The sequence below is a fragment of the Rhizobium sp. CFBP 13644 genome (assembly GCF_014842165.1).
GTDB classification, from domain to species: domain Bacteria; phylum Pseudomonadota; class Alphaproteobacteria; order Rhizobiales; family Rhizobiaceae; genus Agrobacterium; species Agrobacterium tumefaciens_C.
The window spans coordinates 485,994-502,182 of record NZ_JACYVF010000001.1; the positions used below are offsets into that span (position 1 = coordinate 485,994).

Below are 16,189 nucleotides of genomic sequence, written 5' to 3' on the forward strand. Positions count from 1 at the left end.
AAAAAAGCAATTCCGCATGCGGATCACATCAGCCAGAGTCTCAGAAAACCCGCTGCAATACACATGGCCAGAACCGGCACCATGCCCAGTTTCAGCCGGAAAAGCATGATCGATGATGCAATAAAAAGACCGAGAAGCATGGGATCAAGCGTCGCGAGGACGGGCCATGAAAAGCCGAAATTAACGGCTGGCGCCACCGCCACCCGCTCCACCTGACCGAACAGCACATGCAGACCAAACCAGACGGACAGGTTGAGAATGACGCCGACGACGGCCGCCGTAATGGCTGATAGCGCTGACGACAGGAAGCGGTTGTGGCGCAGCTTTTCCATATAGGGCGCGCCTGCGAATATGAACATGAAGCTCGGCACGAAGGTTGCCCAAGCGGCGATGCTGGCGCCCAGAATGCCCGCTGTCAGCGGATCGAACCAGCCAGGCTGGCGAAAGGCCGCAAGAAAACCGACATAGGAGAGAACCAGCACCAGCGGCCCCGGCGTCGCCTCAGCCAGCGCCAGACCATCGAGCATCTCGCCCGCCAGCATCCAGCCCTTCGTTTCCACAGCCACCTGCGCGACATAGGCCAGCACTGCATAGGCTCCGCCGAAAGTCACCACCGCCATTTTGGAGAAGAATATCTGCAAATCAACAAGGGTGCCGGGGCCGGAGGTGATCCATAAAAGCAGCAGCGGCAATTGCCATATGACAAGACCGATCAAAAGCCCACGCACAAGCTTCTTCCATGACGGATTGGTCGTGCTGTCATCGTCCACACCCACCACCGGCAGCGCATCTCCTCGGGCTTTGAGAAAACCAATGAGCCCGGCGGCAAGAATAACGAGCGGGAACGGAAGGGAAAAGAAGAACAGGGCAACAAATGCCGCCGCCGCAATGGCAACCTGAAAGCGGCTGGTCAACGCCCTCCGCGCCACCCGCAGCAATGCCTCAAGCACGATGGCCAGCACACCCGCTTTGAGGCCAGACAGCAGCGCTGGCAGCCAATGCGTATCCTGATAAAGCGCATAGGCCGATGCCAGCGCCACGATGACCAGAAAGCCCGGCAGGATGAAGAGCAGACCGGCCACGATGCCACCGCGCCTGCCGTGCAGAAGCCAACCGGCATAAGTGGCCAGTTGCTGCGCTTCTGGGCCCGGCAACAGCATGCAATAATTCAGCGCGTGCAGGAACCGTTCTTCACTCAGCCAACCCTTCTCGTCCACCAGCACGCGGTGCATCAGGCCGATCTGTCCGGCGGGTCCGCCGAAACTCAAAAGGCCTATGCGCGCAAAGGCGGCAATCATCTCCAGAAAGGAAGGGCGGGCGGGTGCGATATCGCTGCGTAAAAATTCTGTCATGCGCTGGTAGTAACCATTTTACATGAAAATTTTCCGACAGGCCGTCCTTGACTCGGCAACATGGGCTGCTTATCTCCGTGTTGCTGGCACTCTACACTAGGGAGTGCTAACAATCATCACGCGGACCTGTTGTTAGGTCCGCTCAGGTCATTTGATCGAGGGATTAGACAATGACAAGCACCAATTTCCGTCCGCTGCATGACCGCGTCGTCGTTCGTCGCGTTGAGTCTGAAGCAAAGACCAAGGGCGGCATTATCATTCCTGATACCGCCAAGGAAAAGCCACAGGAAGGCGAAATCGTTGCTGTTGGCACCGGCGCCCGCGACGAAAGCGGCAAGCTCGTTCCTTTGGACGTCAAGGCTGGCGATCGCGTTCTGTTCGGCAAGTGGTCCGGCACCGAAGTCAAGCTCAACGGCGAAGACCTTCTGATCATGAAGGAATCCGACATCATGGGCGTTATCGGCTGATCAGCCGGTTCTTCTCACTTTTCCATGACAACCAATGGGCAATGAGCCCGGGAGTTTTCTACAATGGCAGCTAAAGAAATTAAATTCGGCCGCACAGCGCGCGAAAAGATGCTCAAGGGCGTCGACATTCTCGCAGACGCAGTGAAGGTAACGCTTGGTCCTAAGGGCCGTAACGTCATCATCGACAAGTCTTTCGGCGCACCACGCATCACCAAGGACGGCGTTTCTGTCGCCAAGGAAATCGAACTTGAAGACAAGTTCGAGAACATGGGCGCACAGATGGTCCGCGAAGTTGCTTCGAAGACCAACGATATCGCTGGTGACGGCACCACGACTGCGACCGTTCTTGCACAGGCCATCGTTCGCGAAGGCAACAAGGCTGTTGCAGCCGGCATGAACCCGATGGACCTGAAGCGCGGTATCGACCTCGCTGTTTCCGAAGTTGTGAAGGACCTTCAGGCCAAGGCCAAGAAGATCTCCACATCTGAAGAAGTTGCACAGGTCGGCACGATCTCTGCAAACGGCGACACGCAGGTTGGCAAAGACATTGCTGAAGCCATGCAGCGCGTTGGCAACGAAGGTGTTATCACCGTCGAAGAAGCCAAGACTGCCGAGACCGAACTCGAAGTCGTTGAAGGCATGCAGTTCGACCGCGGCTACCTGTCGCCTTACTTCGTCACCAACCCTGAAAAGATGGTTGCTGACCTGGAAGACGCTTACATCCTGCTGCACGAAAAGAAGCTTTCGAACCTTCAGGCCATGCTGCCTGTTCTCGAAGCTGTCGTTCAGACCGGCAAGCCACTCGTCATCATCGCTGAAGACGTTGAAGGCGAAGCTCTTGCTACGCTCGTCGTCAACAAGCTGCGTGGCGGCCTGAAGATTGCTGCTGTCAAGGCTCCTGGCTTCGGCGATCGCCGCAAGGCAATGCTCGAAGACATCGCGATCCTGACCGGCGGTACCGTTATCTCTGAAGATATCGGCATCAAGCTTGAAAACGTCACGCTCGACATGCTCGGCAAGGCGAAGAAAGTTTCGATCACCAAGGAAAACACAACGATCGTTGACGGTTCGGGCCAGAAGTCCGACATCGAAGGCCGCGTTGCGCAGATCAAGGCTCAGATCGAAGAAACATCTTCCGATTACGACCGCGAAAAGCTGCAGGAACGTCTTGCCAAGCTCGCTGGCGGCGTTGCCGTTATCCGCGTTGGCGGCTCCACGGAAATCGAAGTCAAGGAACGCAAGGACCGCATCGACGACGCTCTGAACGCGACACGCGCTGCTGTTCAGGAAGGCATCGTCCCAGGCGGCGGTACTGCTCTTCTGCGTTCTTCCACGAAGATCACCGTTAAGGGTGCAAACGACGACCAGGAAGCCGGCATCAACATCGTTCGCCGCGCTCTGCAGTCGCTGGTTCGCCAGATCGCTGAAAACGCTGGTGACGAAGCCTCCATCGTTGTTGGCAAGATCCTCGACAAGAACGAAGAGAACTACGGCTACAACGCCCAGACCTCTGAATATGGCGACATGATTGCCATGGGTATCGTTGACCCTGTCAAGGTTGTTCGTACAGCTCTGCAGAACGCAGCTTCAGTTGCTTCGCTGCTGATCACGACGGAAGCCATGATTGCTGAACTTCCTAAGAAGGAATCGGCAATGCCACAGATGCCAGGCGGCGGAATGGGCGGTATGGACTTCTAAGAAGTCTTACCCTTCGGAATACGGAAAGGCGGTCCTCACGGGCCGCCTTTTTTTGTTCATGGCTTGCGCACGCTATCGGCCCACTGTCTTTAAATAGTGAACAATTAGTCTTCACTTGTTCATCTATTCGGTAGCGACAATTTGGCGCATATGGTGGGCATACATTCCTGCCACACGGCACCATCTTTGGAGACTTTTATGTCCACTACCCAGAACGCGCTCGTGCTTGTTGCACGCATTCTTCTTTCCTTCATGTTCATCCTTGCAGGCTTCGGCAAGTTGACTGACCCTGCCGGCACTGCTGGCATGATTGCTGGCGCAGGTCTGCCTGCTGCAACGGCCCTGTCTTACCTTGCGGGCGCATTCGAACTCGTTGCCGGCCTTGCTGTTTTGGTCGGTTTCCAGACAAAGATCGCCGCTTGGGCGCTTGCAGTCTTCTGCGTATTCACCGGCCTCGTTTTCCACAGCGGCACGGTTGCCGTTCCTGGCTGGCCGGATGCGGCTCTCGGCTGGATCAACACACTCAACGGCATCATGATGATGAAGAACATCACGCTGGCTGGCGCTTACATCCTGCTCGCAACATCAGGTGCTGGCGCCTATTCGCTGGACGCCCGCCGTGGCGTAGCGGTTGCGCACGCCTGATTGCATCAGGTGCAAATCAAAAGGCCGCTGGAGAAATCCAGCGGCCTTTTTTCCATTCAGTAGAGATTTGCTAGAGCGCAGATTGGACGCGCGCGATGATGTCCGCTACCACGGCATCGCCCTCATGCTCGGCTTTCCGTGCCCGCACGAAGCAAGCCTCCGAGCGCAGGATAACGCCGTCGGTCAGGATTTTCAGGTGGTTTGCCTTCAGCGTCGAGCCGGTGGAGGTGATATCGACGATGATATCCGCCTGCCCTGCCGCCGGTGCACCTTCTGTCGCGCCCAGGCTTTCCACGATGCGGTAAAGCTGGATGCCGTGCTGGCGGGAAAAGAACTGCTGCGTCAGCCGCCAGTATTTGGTGGCGATGGCAAGGCGGCGGCCATGCCGGGCACGAAATTCCGAGGCGACGTCGCCCAGATCGGCCATGCTGTCAACATCAAGCCAGATCTCTGGCACGGCGACGACGACATCGGCGTGGCCGAAGCCGAGGCGCGCGCAAAACTCCACACGCTTTTCGACATCGCTCAAGTCTTCGCGCACCAGGTCTTCGCCGGTAACACCGAAATCCACCGTGCCGTTGCCGATCTCGCGCGCGATTTCCGACGCTGAGAGATAGGCGATCTCGATATCGTCTCGTCCTTCGACACGGCCGCGATAGGAGCGGTCATTGCCGATGGCGACAATTTTCAAGCCTGCGCGTTCCAGAATGGCTGAGGAATCATCCTTCATCCGCCCCTTAGAGGGCAAGGCAATGGTGATGGTCATGGTCTGGCCCTCACGGCTTCGATACGGTCCAGCCAGAGCGAGAAGCCGACTGCTGGAATTTTGTCTTTTGCGCCGAGAAGCGTCATCAACCGGTCAAACCGGCCACCGCCCGCTAGCACAGCTGTCTCGCCCTTCACGCTTACCTCAAACACGAGGCCGGTATAATAATCGAGCGGACGCCCGAAGGCGGCACCATAGGTGATCGTATCCAGATCGATGCCGCCATTGGCAAGGGCTGCAACACGCGCATCAAAGGCAGAAAGCGCTGCTTCCAGTTTCAGTTTCGCCTTATCGGCAAATTCGGACAGGGTTTGCGATGCCTGCGAAAGCGGTGCCTGAAGGCTCAGGAACTGCTTCAATAGCTCGAAACTCTCATCCGGCAGGCGCGTGGCGGCGAGCGCCAGCTTTTCGCGCAGGCGACGGGCGATCTCCTGCGGCGCGCGGCTGGCATTGGTGGAATAGCCGGTTTCCTGCATGACGGTATCGATATAATCCACCAGCACTTTTTCATCGCCGGTGGCCAGCAGCCCGGCAACACGGGCGTCAAGCCCCGTCATGGGCTTGGGGCTGACGAGGCTTTCCAGCAAGGCCTGGAGCTGCGCGGTATCACCAAAGGCTTGAACCAGCCGCTTCTGCCAACCAGTGGGCAGGCCGAGAGCGGCAATGACGGCCTCGAACACCTGCTGATCGCCCAGCGTGACGACAAGCGCACGCCCCGGCAACAGGCGTTTCAAAATGGCTGCGGCATCGTTGATCGTGCGGGCGTCTGCGGCGGCGATATCCTTATCGCCCAGATCTTCGATACCGGCCTGATAGAACTCGTTTGCCCCATCACGACGCTGGCGGAAGACTTCACCAAGATAGGAGTAACGCTTGGGCGTTCCGGTTGCGGTTTCGATGTGGCGCAGACAGACGGGAATGGTAAATTCCGGGCGCAGGCACAGGCTCTCACCCGTTTCGCTCTCCGTCATGAAAATTCGGCGGCGCAGGTCTTCCCCGGCCATATCCAGAAACGGCTCGGCGGGCTGGATGACAGGCGTGTTCACCCGCGCCGTCTTGCGGGCCGCAAATTCATCGAGAAGCTCTGCGGAGAAATCCGGCATGTCGATCATCGGCATGGTTCAGCCCGCCCGGCGCCGGTCTTCGGCCTGAGCCGCCAGCATGTCCTTGACCTTGGCAACCAGTTCCGCTTCCGGCACGGTTTCCTGTGCCACGCGGGCCTCGCGCCACGTGGCGTTGTCCTCGATCTCGCCAGACAGGCGCTTGCCCTCGATGAGGTCCTTGATCTGCACCATACCCTCCGCACGTTCGTCACTGCCCTGAATGATGGCCAGCGGCGCGTCCATGCGGTCAGCATATTTCAGCTGGTTGCCGAATTTCTTCCAGTTGCCCTGATACATTTCGGCACGAATGCCTTCATTGCGCAGCGCCTGCGTGAAGCGCTGGTAACGGCCAAGGCTTTCCACATCGCCATCCATGACGGTGACGAGAACGGGGGCCAGCGGCTTTGTCTGGCCCAGCTTGCCAAGGTTCTTCAACGCCGTCATCAGGCGAGAAACGCCGATGGAAAAGCCCGTTGCCGGGACCGGCTGGCCCATGAAGCGCGATACCAGACCATCGTAACGGCCACCACCGCCGACCGAGCCGAAGACAACCTTTTCGCCCTTTTCGTTGGTCACGTCGAAGGTCAGTTCGGCCTCGTAAACAGGGCCGGTGTAGTATTCGAGGCCTCGGACGACGGAGGGATCGATCTTGATGCGGGTGGAATCATAACCAGCGCCGGAAACCAGGGCGCCAATAACGTTCAGCTCTTCAACGCCTTCCGTGCCCTTGGATGTCCCAGCAACGAGGTTGGCTAGATCCTCAGCGCTTGCGGCGTAGTCTTTGATTCCGACAAAGAACAGAACCTTTTCAATCTGCGCTTCATCCAAGCCCGCGCCTTTGGTGAAATCACCGGATTCATCCTTGCGACCGGGACCCAGCAGCAGCTTCACGCCCTCAACACCAAACTTGTCGAGCTTATCGATCGCCCGCAGCACGTTCAGACGTCGGCCTGCATTCTCTTCACCGCCAAGCCCGATGGCTTCCATCACGCCATCCAGAACCTTGCGGTTGTTGACGCGGATCACGTAATCGCCGCGCTTAATTCCGAGAGCTTCCAGCGTGTCGGCCATCATCATGCACATTTCGGCATCGGCCTGAACGCCGAAGGCGCCGATCGTATCGGCATCGAACTGCATGAACTGGCGGAAGCGGCCGGGGCCTGGTTTTTCGTTGCGGAAAACATAGCCAGCGCGATAGGTGCGGAACGGCAGCTGTATTTCGTTGAAGTTTTCTGCGACGTGGCGGGCAAGCGGCGCTGTGAGATCATAGCGCAGGCTCATCCACTGGTCGTCATCATCGGTCAGCGAAAACACGCCTTCATTGGGGCGGTCGCTATCGGGCAGGAACTTGCCCAGCGCATCGGTATATTCAAACAGAGGCGTTTCGATGGGATCGAAGCCGTAGAGTTCATAGACCCCACGAATTTTCTCGATCATCTCATTGGTGGCATGGATATCGGCAGCCGAGCGATCCGTGAAGCCGCGCGGCAGGCGGGCTTTCAGTTTCTGAGGCTTTTTTGCTTTTTCGCTCATGATGCCGGTCCAATTGTCTCTTGAAATCAAGCCGGTCTATTAGAGGATGAAGCCCTGTGCGGCAAGGCGCGGCGGCGCAGTTTTACTGGCGTGAGGGCGGAAATCATGCTAGGTGGGATACACGCATCCCACTCTGCCGCCGGGAGAAGAGACCATGAGCAAACAAACCGCCATCCGATTGCCCGATGAAACCTATGAGCGCCTCAAAGCTCTATCCGAGCGCACCGGCCGCACATCCGCCTATTATATCCGCGAGGCCATTGAAAAGCATATCGAGGATATGGAGGATTTGTATCTGGCGGAAGAGGCGACGCGGCGGCGGGTTGAGGATAACGAACGCACCTACACTCTTGAAGAAGTGAAGCGCCGCCTTGGTCTGGACAATTGAGTTTCAGGAAAAGCCGCTCAAGCAGCTTGAAAAGCTTGGGAAACCCAATGCAACGCGCATCATTTCCTTCCTCACAGACCGTATCGCGCTGGATGACAATCCACGGCGGACCGGCCAAGCCCTGCAAGGCTCCGAACTCGGCAACTACTGGCGCTACCGCGTGGGCGACTATCGCATTCTTTGCGATATTCAGGACAACAGGCTCGTGGTTCTCGTCATTGAAATCGGCCATCGCCGGGAAGTCTATCGCTGAGCCATGATCCTCGAAGCCCTCAATTACGCTGCGACCTATTACAAGACGCCCGCTGAGTTCCGCCCCCATATCCGCTATTCCGTCAATCTCTGGGCGCGGGCCAACCGCTGCCAAAAGGCATGGGCCGAGCACGAGGAAAACAGCAAGCGCTTCATTTTCTCCACCGCAGCCAAGCTGAAGCAGAGACGCACCGCAGTCGTGCTGGGCTCAGGCCTGTTGCGGGATGTGCCGCTGCAACAGCTGGCTGGAGCATTCGATACCGTTGTTCTGGTCGATCTGGTGCATCTGGCCAGCATCCGCGCCAGGCTTTACAGCCGTCACAGCAGAACGGTCGTCCTGAACCACCGCGATCTCTCAGGCTATGCCGATCTGGAAGCAGGAAGGCAGCCGGAACCCCTGGCGTTTCTACGGCTGGTGCCCTATCTCGATCTGGTTATCTCCGCCAATCTTCTGTCGCAGATCGGCACCGGCGTTCGCAACCGGCTGGAAAAGCATCCCGATCAAGCAATGCCTGCGGACACCTTGCCGCAACTCATCCGAGCGCATCTGGATGGTCTGTCGGGCCTTCCCTGCAAGGCATGTCTCATCACCGATACCGCGTTTGAGGTCATCGACAGAAACGGCAGCGTCCGTCAGCAGGAAGATTTGCTGCACGGCGTGACGGTGCCCAAAATCATGCGCGGCTGGGACTGGCCGGTGGTGCCCTTTGGCGAAGAGAGCCGGGATTATCAGATCATTCACAAGGTTGTCGCCAGCGAGCTGACCTGACAGCCATTGTACTGACGTTTTTCCGTCGCTACATCTATGTCATGCGTCCTGTCTTTCACATGCTGATGTTTCTGGCCTGGCTGCTCTACGGGGCGATGCCCGCGCAGGCGGCGTTTGGGCTTTCAGTCCCGACGAGCGACGCAACTAGCCAGATGTCTCACGAACAGCATGCAGACCACGCCGCTTCGGAAAGTGAAGCTCACCACGCCGGAAAAGGCGATCCCTGTCCGCACCGTGGAAGCATGAGCCATGCGCCTTTTTGTGCGGCCTGCATCGTATTGATACCGCAGTTCCGTTTGGCAAAAATGGAACGATTGCCGCATGGGAACCCGAAGAGCCATGTGCTGCACGCCTTCATCGGCACCGTTCCCGCACCGCCACTACCCCCTCCCCGTGCCTGACGGACACACGTAACTATCAAAGTAGAATTCCGTCAGACACAGGAAGGATAATCCATGTCCATGAGAACCATTTCGCTGGCCGCAATGCTTGTCGCTGCTTTTTCCCTGCCTGCCCTTGCGCAGGAAGCCGGTGGCCATGCGGGCCACGACATGTCTGCGAAAACGACATCCGGAAATGCTTCAACCGAGGCATTCAAGGAGGTCAGAAGCAAGATGCATGAGGATATGTCGGTGAATTACACGGGCAACGCCGATGTCGATTTCGTGCGGGGAATGATCCCGCATCATCAGGGCGCAATCGATATGGCAAGGGTGCAGTTGCAGTATGGCAAGGACCCTGAAATCCGCAAGCTTGCCGAAGAGGTGATCAAAGCGCAGGAAACCGAAATTGCCTCCATGAAGGCGTGGCTGGCCTCCAAGGGTTACTAAACGCGCAGGTGGAGAGGCGGCCTAAGGCTGCTTCTCCACATTAACAGTATAATTCGCGCCCAGTCCGCGGCGCGATGAGCTGAGAACGAGGATAGGGCGGATCAGCCAGTCTGTGTCCGCCTTAGGCGTCAGCACCGCCTCGTTCTTGCCTGCATCGCTGAAGAAGATTGCATCGTCTTCCGGCTTGGCAAAATCGAAGATGGCCATGACCACATATTCACTGCGGCTGGAAAGCGTGACCTTGAGTGTCTCTCCGGCCTTGACCTTGATGCGATAGACATCGCCTTTGCCCTGCCGCGTCCAGCCATTCAGCACCAGCGGGCCGGTTGCAGGCATAGCAGCTGTTTTCAGGGCCTCGCCATCATCAAGCCAGATGCCATCGACATTGCGCGGCTCGGCGTAGGCTGAAACCGCGCCGGTTGCCGCCAGCATTGCAGCGATCAAAATGTGCGAAAATCTGGTCACGGGCGTACAAACTCCAGCCTTTGCGTTTCTATACGCGGATGGCAATGGCAACCTTCAATATGATCGTTGACCATCCCCATGGCCTGCATGAATGCGTAAACGGTGGTGGGGCCGACAAAGGTCCAGCCGCGCTTTTTCAGGTCTTTCGACAGCCGTGTGGATGCGGGTGTGATCGGATTGGCCCGCAGGGTGGCGTAATCAAAAACGTCAGGGCGCTCATGTGGCTGAGGCTCATAGCTCCAGAAAAAACGGGCAAGGGAACCGAATTCATCTCGCATTTCGATTGCGCGGCGGGCGTTGTTGATGGTCGAGACGATCTTGCCGCGATGGCGGATGATGCCTGCATCTGCGGCGCAGCGCTCGATATCCGCGTCCTGAAATTGCGCGACCTTCTCGAAATCGAACCCGCAGAAAGCGGCACGAAACGCCTCGCGCTTCCGCAAAACCGTCAGCCAGGAAAGCCCGGACTGGAAGCCTTCCAGACATATTTTCTCAAACAGTCTGGTATCGTCCTTAACGGGGCGGCCCCACTCCTCGTCATGATAGTGCGCGTAATCGGCCAATCCCTGCTGCCAGAAACAGCGGATCTTGCCGTCCTCACCCGTCAAAAGCCCGGTTTCACTCATGGCGCTGCTGCCCTTCTTGTCGTGTGCGGGTGATTACCATTGATTCACTCTGTTTCAAAACCGCCCGCTAACCTTATTAAAAGCTTTCGACGAAATCGCGGCTTTTCACCAACTACCATTTACCATTCGCTGTCGCCGAAGTGCGAACGTGACAATTATCTTCCGGTGCCATGTAGAGAGTCCACCCGATGTCGATGAAATCTGTTCTTTTGGCGCTGAGCCTCAGCTGCGCCATCACCATGCCAGCCCTTGCCAATGACCGTTACCGCGAGCGCCCGCCAGTGGTCGTCAGCCCTGACCTGACAGCCCCATGGGTCATGCAGCTTGGTGGCGCAAAGGTCCGCCCCGTCGTTTATCCGCAGCAGCCTGCGCGTCCATCGCTGTTTCAGCGCCAGACGGCTCAGCCGCGCCCACAGGCTGTGGCGGCACGCCCCAACGCACCGCGCCTTCAGATCGCGCCACAGTTCTTGCCGCAAATGGTTCAGTATCAGGGCAAGGAAGCGCCCGGCACAATCGTCATCGATACGCCAAACCGCTTTCTTTATCTTGTCATGGCCGATGGCAAGGCGCGGCGCTATGGCGTAGGCGTCGGCAAGCCTGGCTTTGAATGGGCCGGTACGCACAAGATTACCCGCAAGAATGAATGGCCAAGCTGGACGCCACCGCAGGAAATGATTACCCGCGAAGCCGCCAAGGGTCATTATCTGCCAGCCTTCATGGAAGGCGGCCCGCAAAACCCCATGGGTGCACGCGCCATGTATCTGGGCTCCACGCTTTATCGCATCCACGGCACCAACCAGCCCTGGACGATCGGCAGCAACAACTCATCCGGCTGCATTCGCATGCGCAATGAGGACGTGACCGATCTCTACGAGCGCGTGAATGTCGGCACCCGGGTGATCGTGATCTGAAAGCAACGCTGCCGACAAACCGTGCGCCAAAGGGTTGCATTTTAATAAAGAACACGTTGCCAAAAAACGAAACATTCGTTATTGCTTAATATGTACTCTGGCGGGGGACGCAGAGGGCTGGAAGCGCTTCAAGCAGCATGCCAGCGAGGAGAACGGGCGGGTCAAACCGCCCGTTTTTCGTTGATTCCCGCGATTTTTCCAGGTTTTTTGCCGCCATAGGCCCAGTCCAGCAGTTCAACCGTGTGGAGAATGGGCATTGAAGCCGCGCTGGCAATCTGCGTCATGCAGCCAATATTGCCGGTGGCGATGATATCAGCCTTCGTCGCCTCGATATTCCTGACCTTGCGGGCCTTCAACTGCGCGGAAATTTCCGGCTGCAAAATATTGTAGGTGCCTGCCGAGCCACAACAGAGATGCCCTTCAGCGGGGTCACGAACCACAAATCCCGCTGCTTTCAGCAAGAGTTTTGGTTGGGCGGTTATCTTTTGCCCATGTTGCATGGAGCATGCCGAATGATAGGCCACTGTCAGGCCGTTTCGCTCCAGAGGCGGCAGGTCGAGCGTGGAGAGATATTCGGTAATGTCCTTTGCCAGAGCAGATACGCGCTGAGCTTTTTTGGCATAGGCGGCGTCGAGCCGCAGCATGTGCCCGTAATCCTTGATGGTGGTGCCGCAGCCGGATGCGGTGATGATGATGGCATCGATCCCGCCCTGCTCGATTTCACGCGTCCAGACATCGACATTGTGGCGTGCCGAAGCAAGCGCCTGCTCCTCGCGGCCCATATGGTGAACCAGCGCGCCACAGCAGCTCTCGCCCTGCGGCAGCACGATCTCAATGCCGAGACGGGTCAAAAGCCGAATGGCAGCATCGTTGATGCCGGGGTCCAGCACCGGTTGAGCGCAACCGGTCAACATCGCCACCCGCCCACGCTTTGCGATTTGCGCTGGATGAATGCCGGGATTTGCGAAGGCAGACATGGGTGGGGTGGCTTTCGGGGCCAAATCGAGCATTGATGCCAAGGGCCTCAACGCTTTGCTCTTGCGAAACATGGGCGCGAAAGGCTGGCCAAGGCGAGCGAGCGTGAGTGCCGCGCGAAACCGGTCTGGATAGGGCAGCACGCGGGTCAGCACATTGCGCATCAACCTGTCCCAGAAGGGTCTCTTATATGTCTTTTCGATGTGAGCGCGGGCATGATCGATCAGATGCATATAGTCGACGCCGGATGGACAGGTGCTCACGCAGGACAGGCAGGACAAACAGCGGTCGATATGCGTGACCACCTGAGCGTCAGCCGGGCGGTCGTTTTCCAGCATGTCCTTGATGAGATAAATGCGACCGCGCGGGCTATCCAGCTCATTTCCCAGCGTCACATAGGTCGGACAGGTCGCCGTGCAGAAACCGCAATGCACGCATTTCCGCAGGATCTTTTCGGACTGAGCGACGTCTGGATCAGCAAGTTGCTGTGGCGTGAAGGAGGTTTGCATCAGGCGGAGCCTTTTTCAGCGTGGGTACGGGTCACGGCACCCATCTTGCCGGGGTTGAAAATTCCCGCTGGATCGAGCTTTTCCCTGATGCGGGCAGAAAGCATCATCTCTGCCGACGACAGCGGCTCGAACGCGGGCACATCGCTGCGGTCAGGCGCCCGTACCAATGTCGCATGGCCGCCGCCCAGCGCCTTTACGTATTTCCGCAGCAACGTCGCCTCGGGGTCAGCCTCCATCTGCATCCAGACCAGACCGCCTTGCCAGTCGTAGAAGGCATCGATGCCTGTTTCCAGACGCAGCGCCGCCACCAGCTTATGGCCTTGAGAAGGCGCAACGGACACACGCCAGAGGGGCTTGGCGGCGTTGCCAGCATAGGGCGCGATATCGCGGATGTCGTGCCAGAGCGATTGGCTCTCGTCCTTGGACAGCAAAATCGAAGGCGCCACCTTGCCCAGCACGGTTTGCAAATTCTGCGACCGCACCTGCACCGACGCCTTTAACCCCTCCAGCCGCAGCACCGTTGCCGCACCATCGGGCAAAGACCCGCCGAGGAAACACGACCGGACACTTTCCGGCAAATGCGCCGCTCCCGAAACCTCCATGCTGGTCGCCATGGCTGCGGCCATGACATGGGTCGCCGCTTCATCTTCAAGGCCTGACAGGACAAGTGTTGTCTGCGCAGGTGGCACCGGCAGAACGCGGAATGTGACCTCTGTGAGAAAACCCAGCGTGCCATAGGACCCAGCCAAAAGCTTGACGAGATCAAGCCCGGTCACGTTCTTCATCACCCGGCCACCGGCCTTTATGGCCTCGCCTTTGCCGTTGATGAGGCGGATGCCGAGCAGGCTGTCTCGCGCCGCACCTGCCACGTAGCGTCGGGGGCCGGACACATTGGCCGCAAACACACCACCAATCGTGGGTTCGCCTACCGTTCCCATAACAGCACGATGATCCACCGGCTCAAATGCCATCATCTGATTGGCGGCTAAAAGTGCCGCCTCGACCTCAGCGACCGGCGTACCCGCTCGCACCGTCATGACCATTTCGGCAGGATTATAGGCGATGATACCGCTCAACGCTTGTGAGGAGAGACACGCGTCGGCCTCAACCCGATTTCCAAAGCCGGAGCGGGTGTTGCCGCCAACAATCGCCAGCACTTGCCGGGCATCGGCATGGCCACTGATAATGTCGGCAGCTTCGATTTCACTTGCGGGTAACAGCATGTCATTCATGAGGCAGGACGCCCTTCCAGCGGGAAGACCTTGGACGGGTTGAGAAGCCAGCCGTCATCGAAGGCGAACCGCACGGCCATCTGCTGGGCCAGATCGACATCGGAAAATTGATGACGCATCAGGTCGCGCTTTTCGATGCCGACGCCGTGCTCGCCCGTGAGGCACCCACCGGCATCCACGCAAAGGCGCAAAATCTGGTTTCCCGCCTCTTCCGCCTTTGCGGCCTCAACCGGGTCATTGGCGTTGAACAGAATAAGCGGATGCATGTTGCCATCGCCAGCGTGGAAAACATTGGCCACGCGAAGGCCGAAACTATCGGTAATCTCGCTGGTTTTCTGAAGCACATAGGAAAGCTGGCTGAGAGGCACAGTCCCATCCATGCAGATGTAATCTGAAATGCGACCCGTTGCACCAAAGGCGGATTTGCGGCCTTTCCAGATGGCAGCGGCCTCCATGGCCGACTGACATTCGCGCACGGTTTTTACCGCATGCTGGCGGGCGATGGCGACGATATCGGCCAACATGGCATCCATTTCGTCTTCCGAGCCCTCGACTTCCACAATCAGCAGCGCGCCGACATCCGTCGGATAGCCGGCTTTGGCAAAGGCCTCGCAAATTTCGATGGCCGGCTTGTCCATGAACTCTATGGCCACCGGGATGATGCCGGAGCCGATAATATCCGCCACGCAGGAGCCTGCCTGTTCTGACGTATCGAAACCGAAGAGAACGGGACGCGCGCCTTCCGGCTTCGCAATCAACCGCACCGTGGCTTCAGTGACGATGCCAAGCTGTCCTTCCGAGCCGCAGGCGAGGCCGAGCAGGTCGTAGCCGCTGGCATCCAGATGCTTTCCACCCAGTTCCAGCACCGTTCCATCCACCAGCACCATCTTGACGCCCAGCAGATTGTTGGTGGTGACACCATATTTCAGGCAGTGCGCGCCGCCGGAATTCATGCCGATATTGCCGCCGATGGTACAGGCCAGTTGCGAACTGGGGTCTGGCGCATAGAAAAATCCCTGCGGACCGGCGGCATCGGAAATCGAAAGGTTTGTGACGCCTGCCTGCACCGTGGCAACCCGGTTGAAGAAATCCAGCTCCAAAATTTGCGACATTTTCGACAGGCCGATCACCACAGCATCTTCCTGCGGAATAGCGCCGCCGGACAGCGATGTGCCCGCGCCACGCGGCACGATGGGGATGCCATAACGGTGGCAATATTTCATCACTGCGGCAACCTGCGCTGTCGTCTTTGGCAGGGCAACCGCCAGCGGAACCTTGCGATAGGACACGAAGGCATCCGTCTCGAACGGCACAAGCTCCCGCTCCTCATGCACGAGACATTCGGGCGGAAGAAGATCGCTCAGGTCCGCGACGATCCTGGCTCTATTGTCCAACACCGAGGCGCTGGGCTTCAGGAATTCTGTGGTTTGCGACATGGTTGCTCCACAGGCCTCCTCCTTGCGATGCATGGCCCATGTTATCGGGCTTTACAGGGGAGAAGCAAGCTGTGGATTGGCTTCATATGAAGCGCCTGTATAGGCCTTGCATCTCGGCACTGTGGGCAAGCGAGCCAGTCCCTGACAGCGCCTTATAATCTCGCCGAGCCACCCGAGATTGACAGATTTTATCACTTTTTGATGGAACCTTTTCGGAAAGGAGCCATTTTCA

General features: G+C 58.1%; 18 protein-coding genes. 9 read left to right on the plus strand and 9 right to left on the minus strand.

What is annotated here, in order from left to right:
* Nucleotides 1-23: 23 nt before the first annotated feature.
* Nucleotides 24-1,352 (minus strand): chromate efflux transporter, encoded by a 1,329-nt coding sequence (gene chrA / locus IFT53_RS02330; RefSeq protein ID WP_192063479.1) that lies wholly within the window; start codon nt 1,350-1,352, stop codon nt 24-26.
* A gap of 170 nt (nt 1,353-1,522) precedes the next feature.
* Between chrA and groES the strand changes: the two genes are divergently transcribed.
* The 3 genes from groES to IFT53_RS02345 all read left to right on the plus strand — a co-directional run bounded on the left by groES (nt 1,523) and on the right by IFT53_RS02345 (nt 4,162).
* Nucleotides 1,523-1,819, plus strand: a complete 297-nt coding sequence (gene groES, locus IFT53_RS02335) for a co-chaperone GroES (RefSeq protein ID WP_042618090.1) — start codon at nt 1,523-1,525, stop codon at nt 1,817-1,819.
* Nucleotides 1,820-1,882: 63 nt separating this feature from the next.
* Nucleotides 1,883-3,517, plus strand: coding sequence for a chaperonin GroEL (groL, locus tag IFT53_RS02340; protein WP_192063478.1), 1,635 nt, complete (start codon nt 1,883-1,885; stop codon nt 3,515-3,517).
* A 198-nt stretch (nt 3,518-3,715) separates the two neighbouring features.
* Nucleotides 3,716-4,162, plus strand: coding sequence for a DoxX family protein (locus IFT53_RS02345; RefSeq protein ID WP_192063477.1), 447 nt, complete (start codon nt 3,716-3,718; stop codon nt 4,160-4,162).
* Nucleotides 4,163-4,232: 70 nt separating this feature from the next.
* On the opposite strand, the gene hisG is transcribed toward IFT53_RS02345, so the two are convergent.
* Genes hisG through hisS form a run of 3 tightly spaced genes read right to left on the minus strand, consistent with a single transcriptional unit; the run spans nt 4,233 to nt 7,564 of the window.
* A complete protein-coding gene (gene hisG, locus IFT53_RS02350) occupies nt 4,233-4,928 on the minus strand; it encodes an ATP phosphoribosyltransferase (RefSeq protein ID WP_192063476.1) in 696 nt (231 codons plus the stop codon).
* Nucleotides 4,925-6,046, minus strand: a complete 1,122-nt coding sequence (locus IFT53_RS02355) for an ATP phosphoribosyltransferase regulatory subunit (protein WP_192063475.1) — start codon at nt 6,044-6,046, stop codon at nt 4,925-4,927. The genes hisG and IFT53_RS02355 overlap by 4 nt, the downstream gene beginning before the upstream one ends.
* 3 nt (nt 6,047-6,049) lie before the next feature.
* Entirely contained in the window at nt 6,050-7,564 is a 1,515-nt protein-coding gene (gene hisS, locus IFT53_RS02360; RefSeq protein WP_192063474.1) for a histidine--tRNA ligase, read from the minus strand.
* 154 nt (nt 7,565-7,718) lie between these two features.
* Here hisS and relB point away from each other — a divergent pair, with 154 nt between their 5' ends.
* From relB to copM, 5 genes are read left to right on the plus strand one after another with little or no spacing between them, the layout of a single operon-like run.
* Entirely contained in the window at nt 7,719-7,952 is a 234-nt protein-coding gene (gene relB, locus IFT53_RS02365) for a type II toxin-antitoxin system RelB family antitoxin (RefSeq protein ID WP_192063473.1), read from the plus strand.
* Nucleotides 7,936-8,205, plus strand: a complete 270-nt coding sequence (locus IFT53_RS02370; protein ID WP_192063472.1) for a type II toxin-antitoxin system RelE family toxin — start codon at nt 7,936-7,938, stop codon at nt 8,203-8,205. The genes relB and IFT53_RS02370 overlap by 17 nt, the downstream gene beginning before the upstream one ends.
* A gap of 3 nt (nt 8,206-8,208) precedes the next feature.
* Nucleotides 8,209-8,973 carry a hypothetical protein gene (locus tag IFT53_RS02375; RefSeq protein ID WP_192063471.1) on the plus strand — a complete coding sequence of 255 codons (765 nt, stop codon included), beginning with the start codon at nt 8,209-8,211 and terminating at the stop codon, nt 8,971-8,973.
* A gap of 59 nt (nt 8,974-9,032) precedes the next feature.
* Nucleotides 9,033-9,374: a hypothetical protein gene (locus IFT53_RS02380; RefSeq protein WP_206758579.1), complete on the plus strand. Its 342-nt coding sequence runs from the start codon at nt 9,033-9,035 to the stop codon at nt 9,372-9,374.
* Between the two features lie 54 nt (nt 9,375-9,428).
* Entirely contained in the window at nt 9,429-9,803 is a 375-nt protein-coding gene (gene copM / locus IFT53_RS02385) for a CopM family metallochaperone (RefSeq protein ID WP_192063469.1), read from the plus strand.
* Nucleotides 9,804-9,824: 21 nt separating this feature from the next.
* Here the strand turns inward: copM and IFT53_RS02390 are convergent, their stop codons facing one another.
* Both IFT53_RS02390 and IFT53_RS02395 read right to left on the minus strand, forming a co-directional pair.
* Nucleotides 9,825-10,268, minus strand: a complete 444-nt coding sequence (locus IFT53_RS02390; RefSeq protein ID WP_446737645.1) for a hypothetical protein — start codon at nt 10,266-10,268, stop codon at nt 9,825-9,827.
* Nucleotides 10,265-10,894, minus strand: a complete 630-nt coding sequence (locus IFT53_RS02395; protein ID WP_192063468.1) for a DNA-3-methyladenine glycosylase I — start codon at nt 10,892-10,894, stop codon at nt 10,265-10,267. The genes IFT53_RS02390 and IFT53_RS02395 overlap by 4 nt, the downstream gene beginning before the upstream one ends.
* A 188-nt stretch (nt 10,895-11,082) precedes the next feature.
* On the opposite strand from IFT53_RS02395, the gene IFT53_RS02400 reads away from it, so the two are divergent.
* Nucleotides 11,083-11,805: a L,D-transpeptidase gene (locus IFT53_RS02400; protein WP_192063467.1), complete on the plus strand. Its 723-nt coding sequence runs from the start codon at nt 11,083-11,085 to the stop codon at nt 11,803-11,805.
* 161 nt (nt 11,806-11,966) lie between these two features.
* Here the strand turns inward: IFT53_RS02400 and glcF are convergent, their stop codons facing one another.
* Genes glcF through IFT53_RS02415 form a run of 3 tightly spaced genes read right to left on the minus strand, consistent with a single transcriptional unit; the run spans nt 11,967 to nt 15,957 of the window.
* Nucleotides 11,967-13,289 carry a glycolate oxidase subunit GlcF gene (glcF, locus tag IFT53_RS02405; RefSeq protein WP_192063466.1) on the minus strand — a complete coding sequence of 441 codons (1,323 nt, stop codon included), beginning with the start codon at nt 13,287-13,289 and terminating at the stop codon, nt 11,967-11,969.
* The gene (gene glcE / locus IFT53_RS02410; RefSeq protein ID WP_192063848.1) at nt 13,289-14,512 is read right to left on the minus strand and encodes a glycolate oxidase subunit GlcE; all 1,224 of its coding nucleotides are present in this window, start codon (nt 14,510-14,512) and stop codon (nt 13,289-13,291) included. Before glcE ends, glcF begins: the two co-directional genes overlap by 1 nt.
* A gap of 5 nt (nt 14,513-14,517) precedes the next feature.
* Nucleotides 14,518-15,957 carry an FAD-linked oxidase C-terminal domain-containing protein gene (locus IFT53_RS02415; protein WP_192063465.1) on the minus strand — a complete coding sequence of 480 codons (1,440 nt, stop codon included), beginning with the start codon at nt 15,955-15,957 and terminating at the stop codon, nt 14,518-14,520.
* Nucleotides 15,958-16,189: the final 232 nt, after the last annotated feature.

Bases quoted from the DNA above. Each gene is read 5' to 3' on its own strand.
- IFT53_RS02380 (WP_206758579.1), top strand. From the start codon at position 9,033: ATGCTGATGTTTCTGGCCTGGCTGCTCTACGGGGCGATGCCCGCGCAG.
- glcE (WP_192063848.1), bottom strand. From the start codon at position 14,512: ATGCTGTTACCCGCAAGTGAAATCGAAGCTGCCGACATTATCAGTGGC.
- hisG (WP_192063476.1), bottom strand. From the start codon at position 4,928: ATGACCATCACCATTGCCTTGCCCTCTAAGGGGCGGATGAAGGATGAT.
- glcF (WP_192063466.1), bottom strand. From the start codon at position 13,289: ATGCAAACCTCCTTCACGCCACAGCAACTTGCTGATCCAGACGTCGCT.
- copM (WP_192063469.1), top strand. From the start codon at position 9,429: ATGTCCATGAGAACCATTTCGCTGGCCGCAATGCTTGTCGCTGCTTTT.
- IFT53_RS02395 (WP_192063468.1), bottom strand. From the start codon at position 10,894: ATGAGTGAAACCGGGCTTTTGACGGGTGAGGACGGCAAGATCCGCTGT.
- groL (WP_192063478.1), top strand. From the start codon at position 1,883: ATGGCAGCTAAAGAAATTAAATTCGGCCGCACAGCGCGCGAAAAGATG.
- IFT53_RS02355 (WP_192063475.1), bottom strand. From the start codon at position 6,046: ATGCCGATGATCGACATGCCGGATTTCTCCGCAGAGCTTCTCGATGAA.
- IFT53_RS02400 (WP_192063467.1), top strand. From the start codon at position 11,083: ATGTCGATGAAATCTGTTCTTTTGGCGCTGAGCCTCAGCTGCGCCATC.
- groES (WP_042618090.1), top strand. From the start codon at position 1,523: ATGACAAGCACCAATTTCCGTCCGCTGCATGACCGCGTCGTCGTTCGT.
- relB (WP_192063473.1), top strand. From the start codon at position 7,719: ATGAGCAAACAAACCGCCATCCGATTGCCCGATGAAACCTATGAGCGC.
- IFT53_RS02415 (WP_192063465.1), bottom strand. From the start codon at position 15,957: ATGTCGCAAACCACAGAATTCCTGAAGCCCAGCGCCTCGGTGTTGGAC.
- hisS (WP_192063474.1), bottom strand. From the start codon at position 7,564: ATGAGCGAAAAAGCAAAAAAGCCTCAGAAACTGAAAGCCCGCCTGCCG.
- IFT53_RS02345 (WP_192063477.1), top strand. From the start codon at position 3,716: ATGTCCACTACCCAGAACGCGCTCGTGCTTGTTGCACGCATTCTTCTT.
- IFT53_RS02375 (WP_192063471.1), top strand. From the start codon at position 8,209: ATGATCCTCGAAGCCCTCAATTACGCTGCGACCTATTACAAGACGCCC.
- chrA (WP_192063479.1), bottom strand. From the start codon at position 1,352: ATGACAGAATTTTTACGCAGCGATATCGCACCCGCCCGCCCTTCCTTT.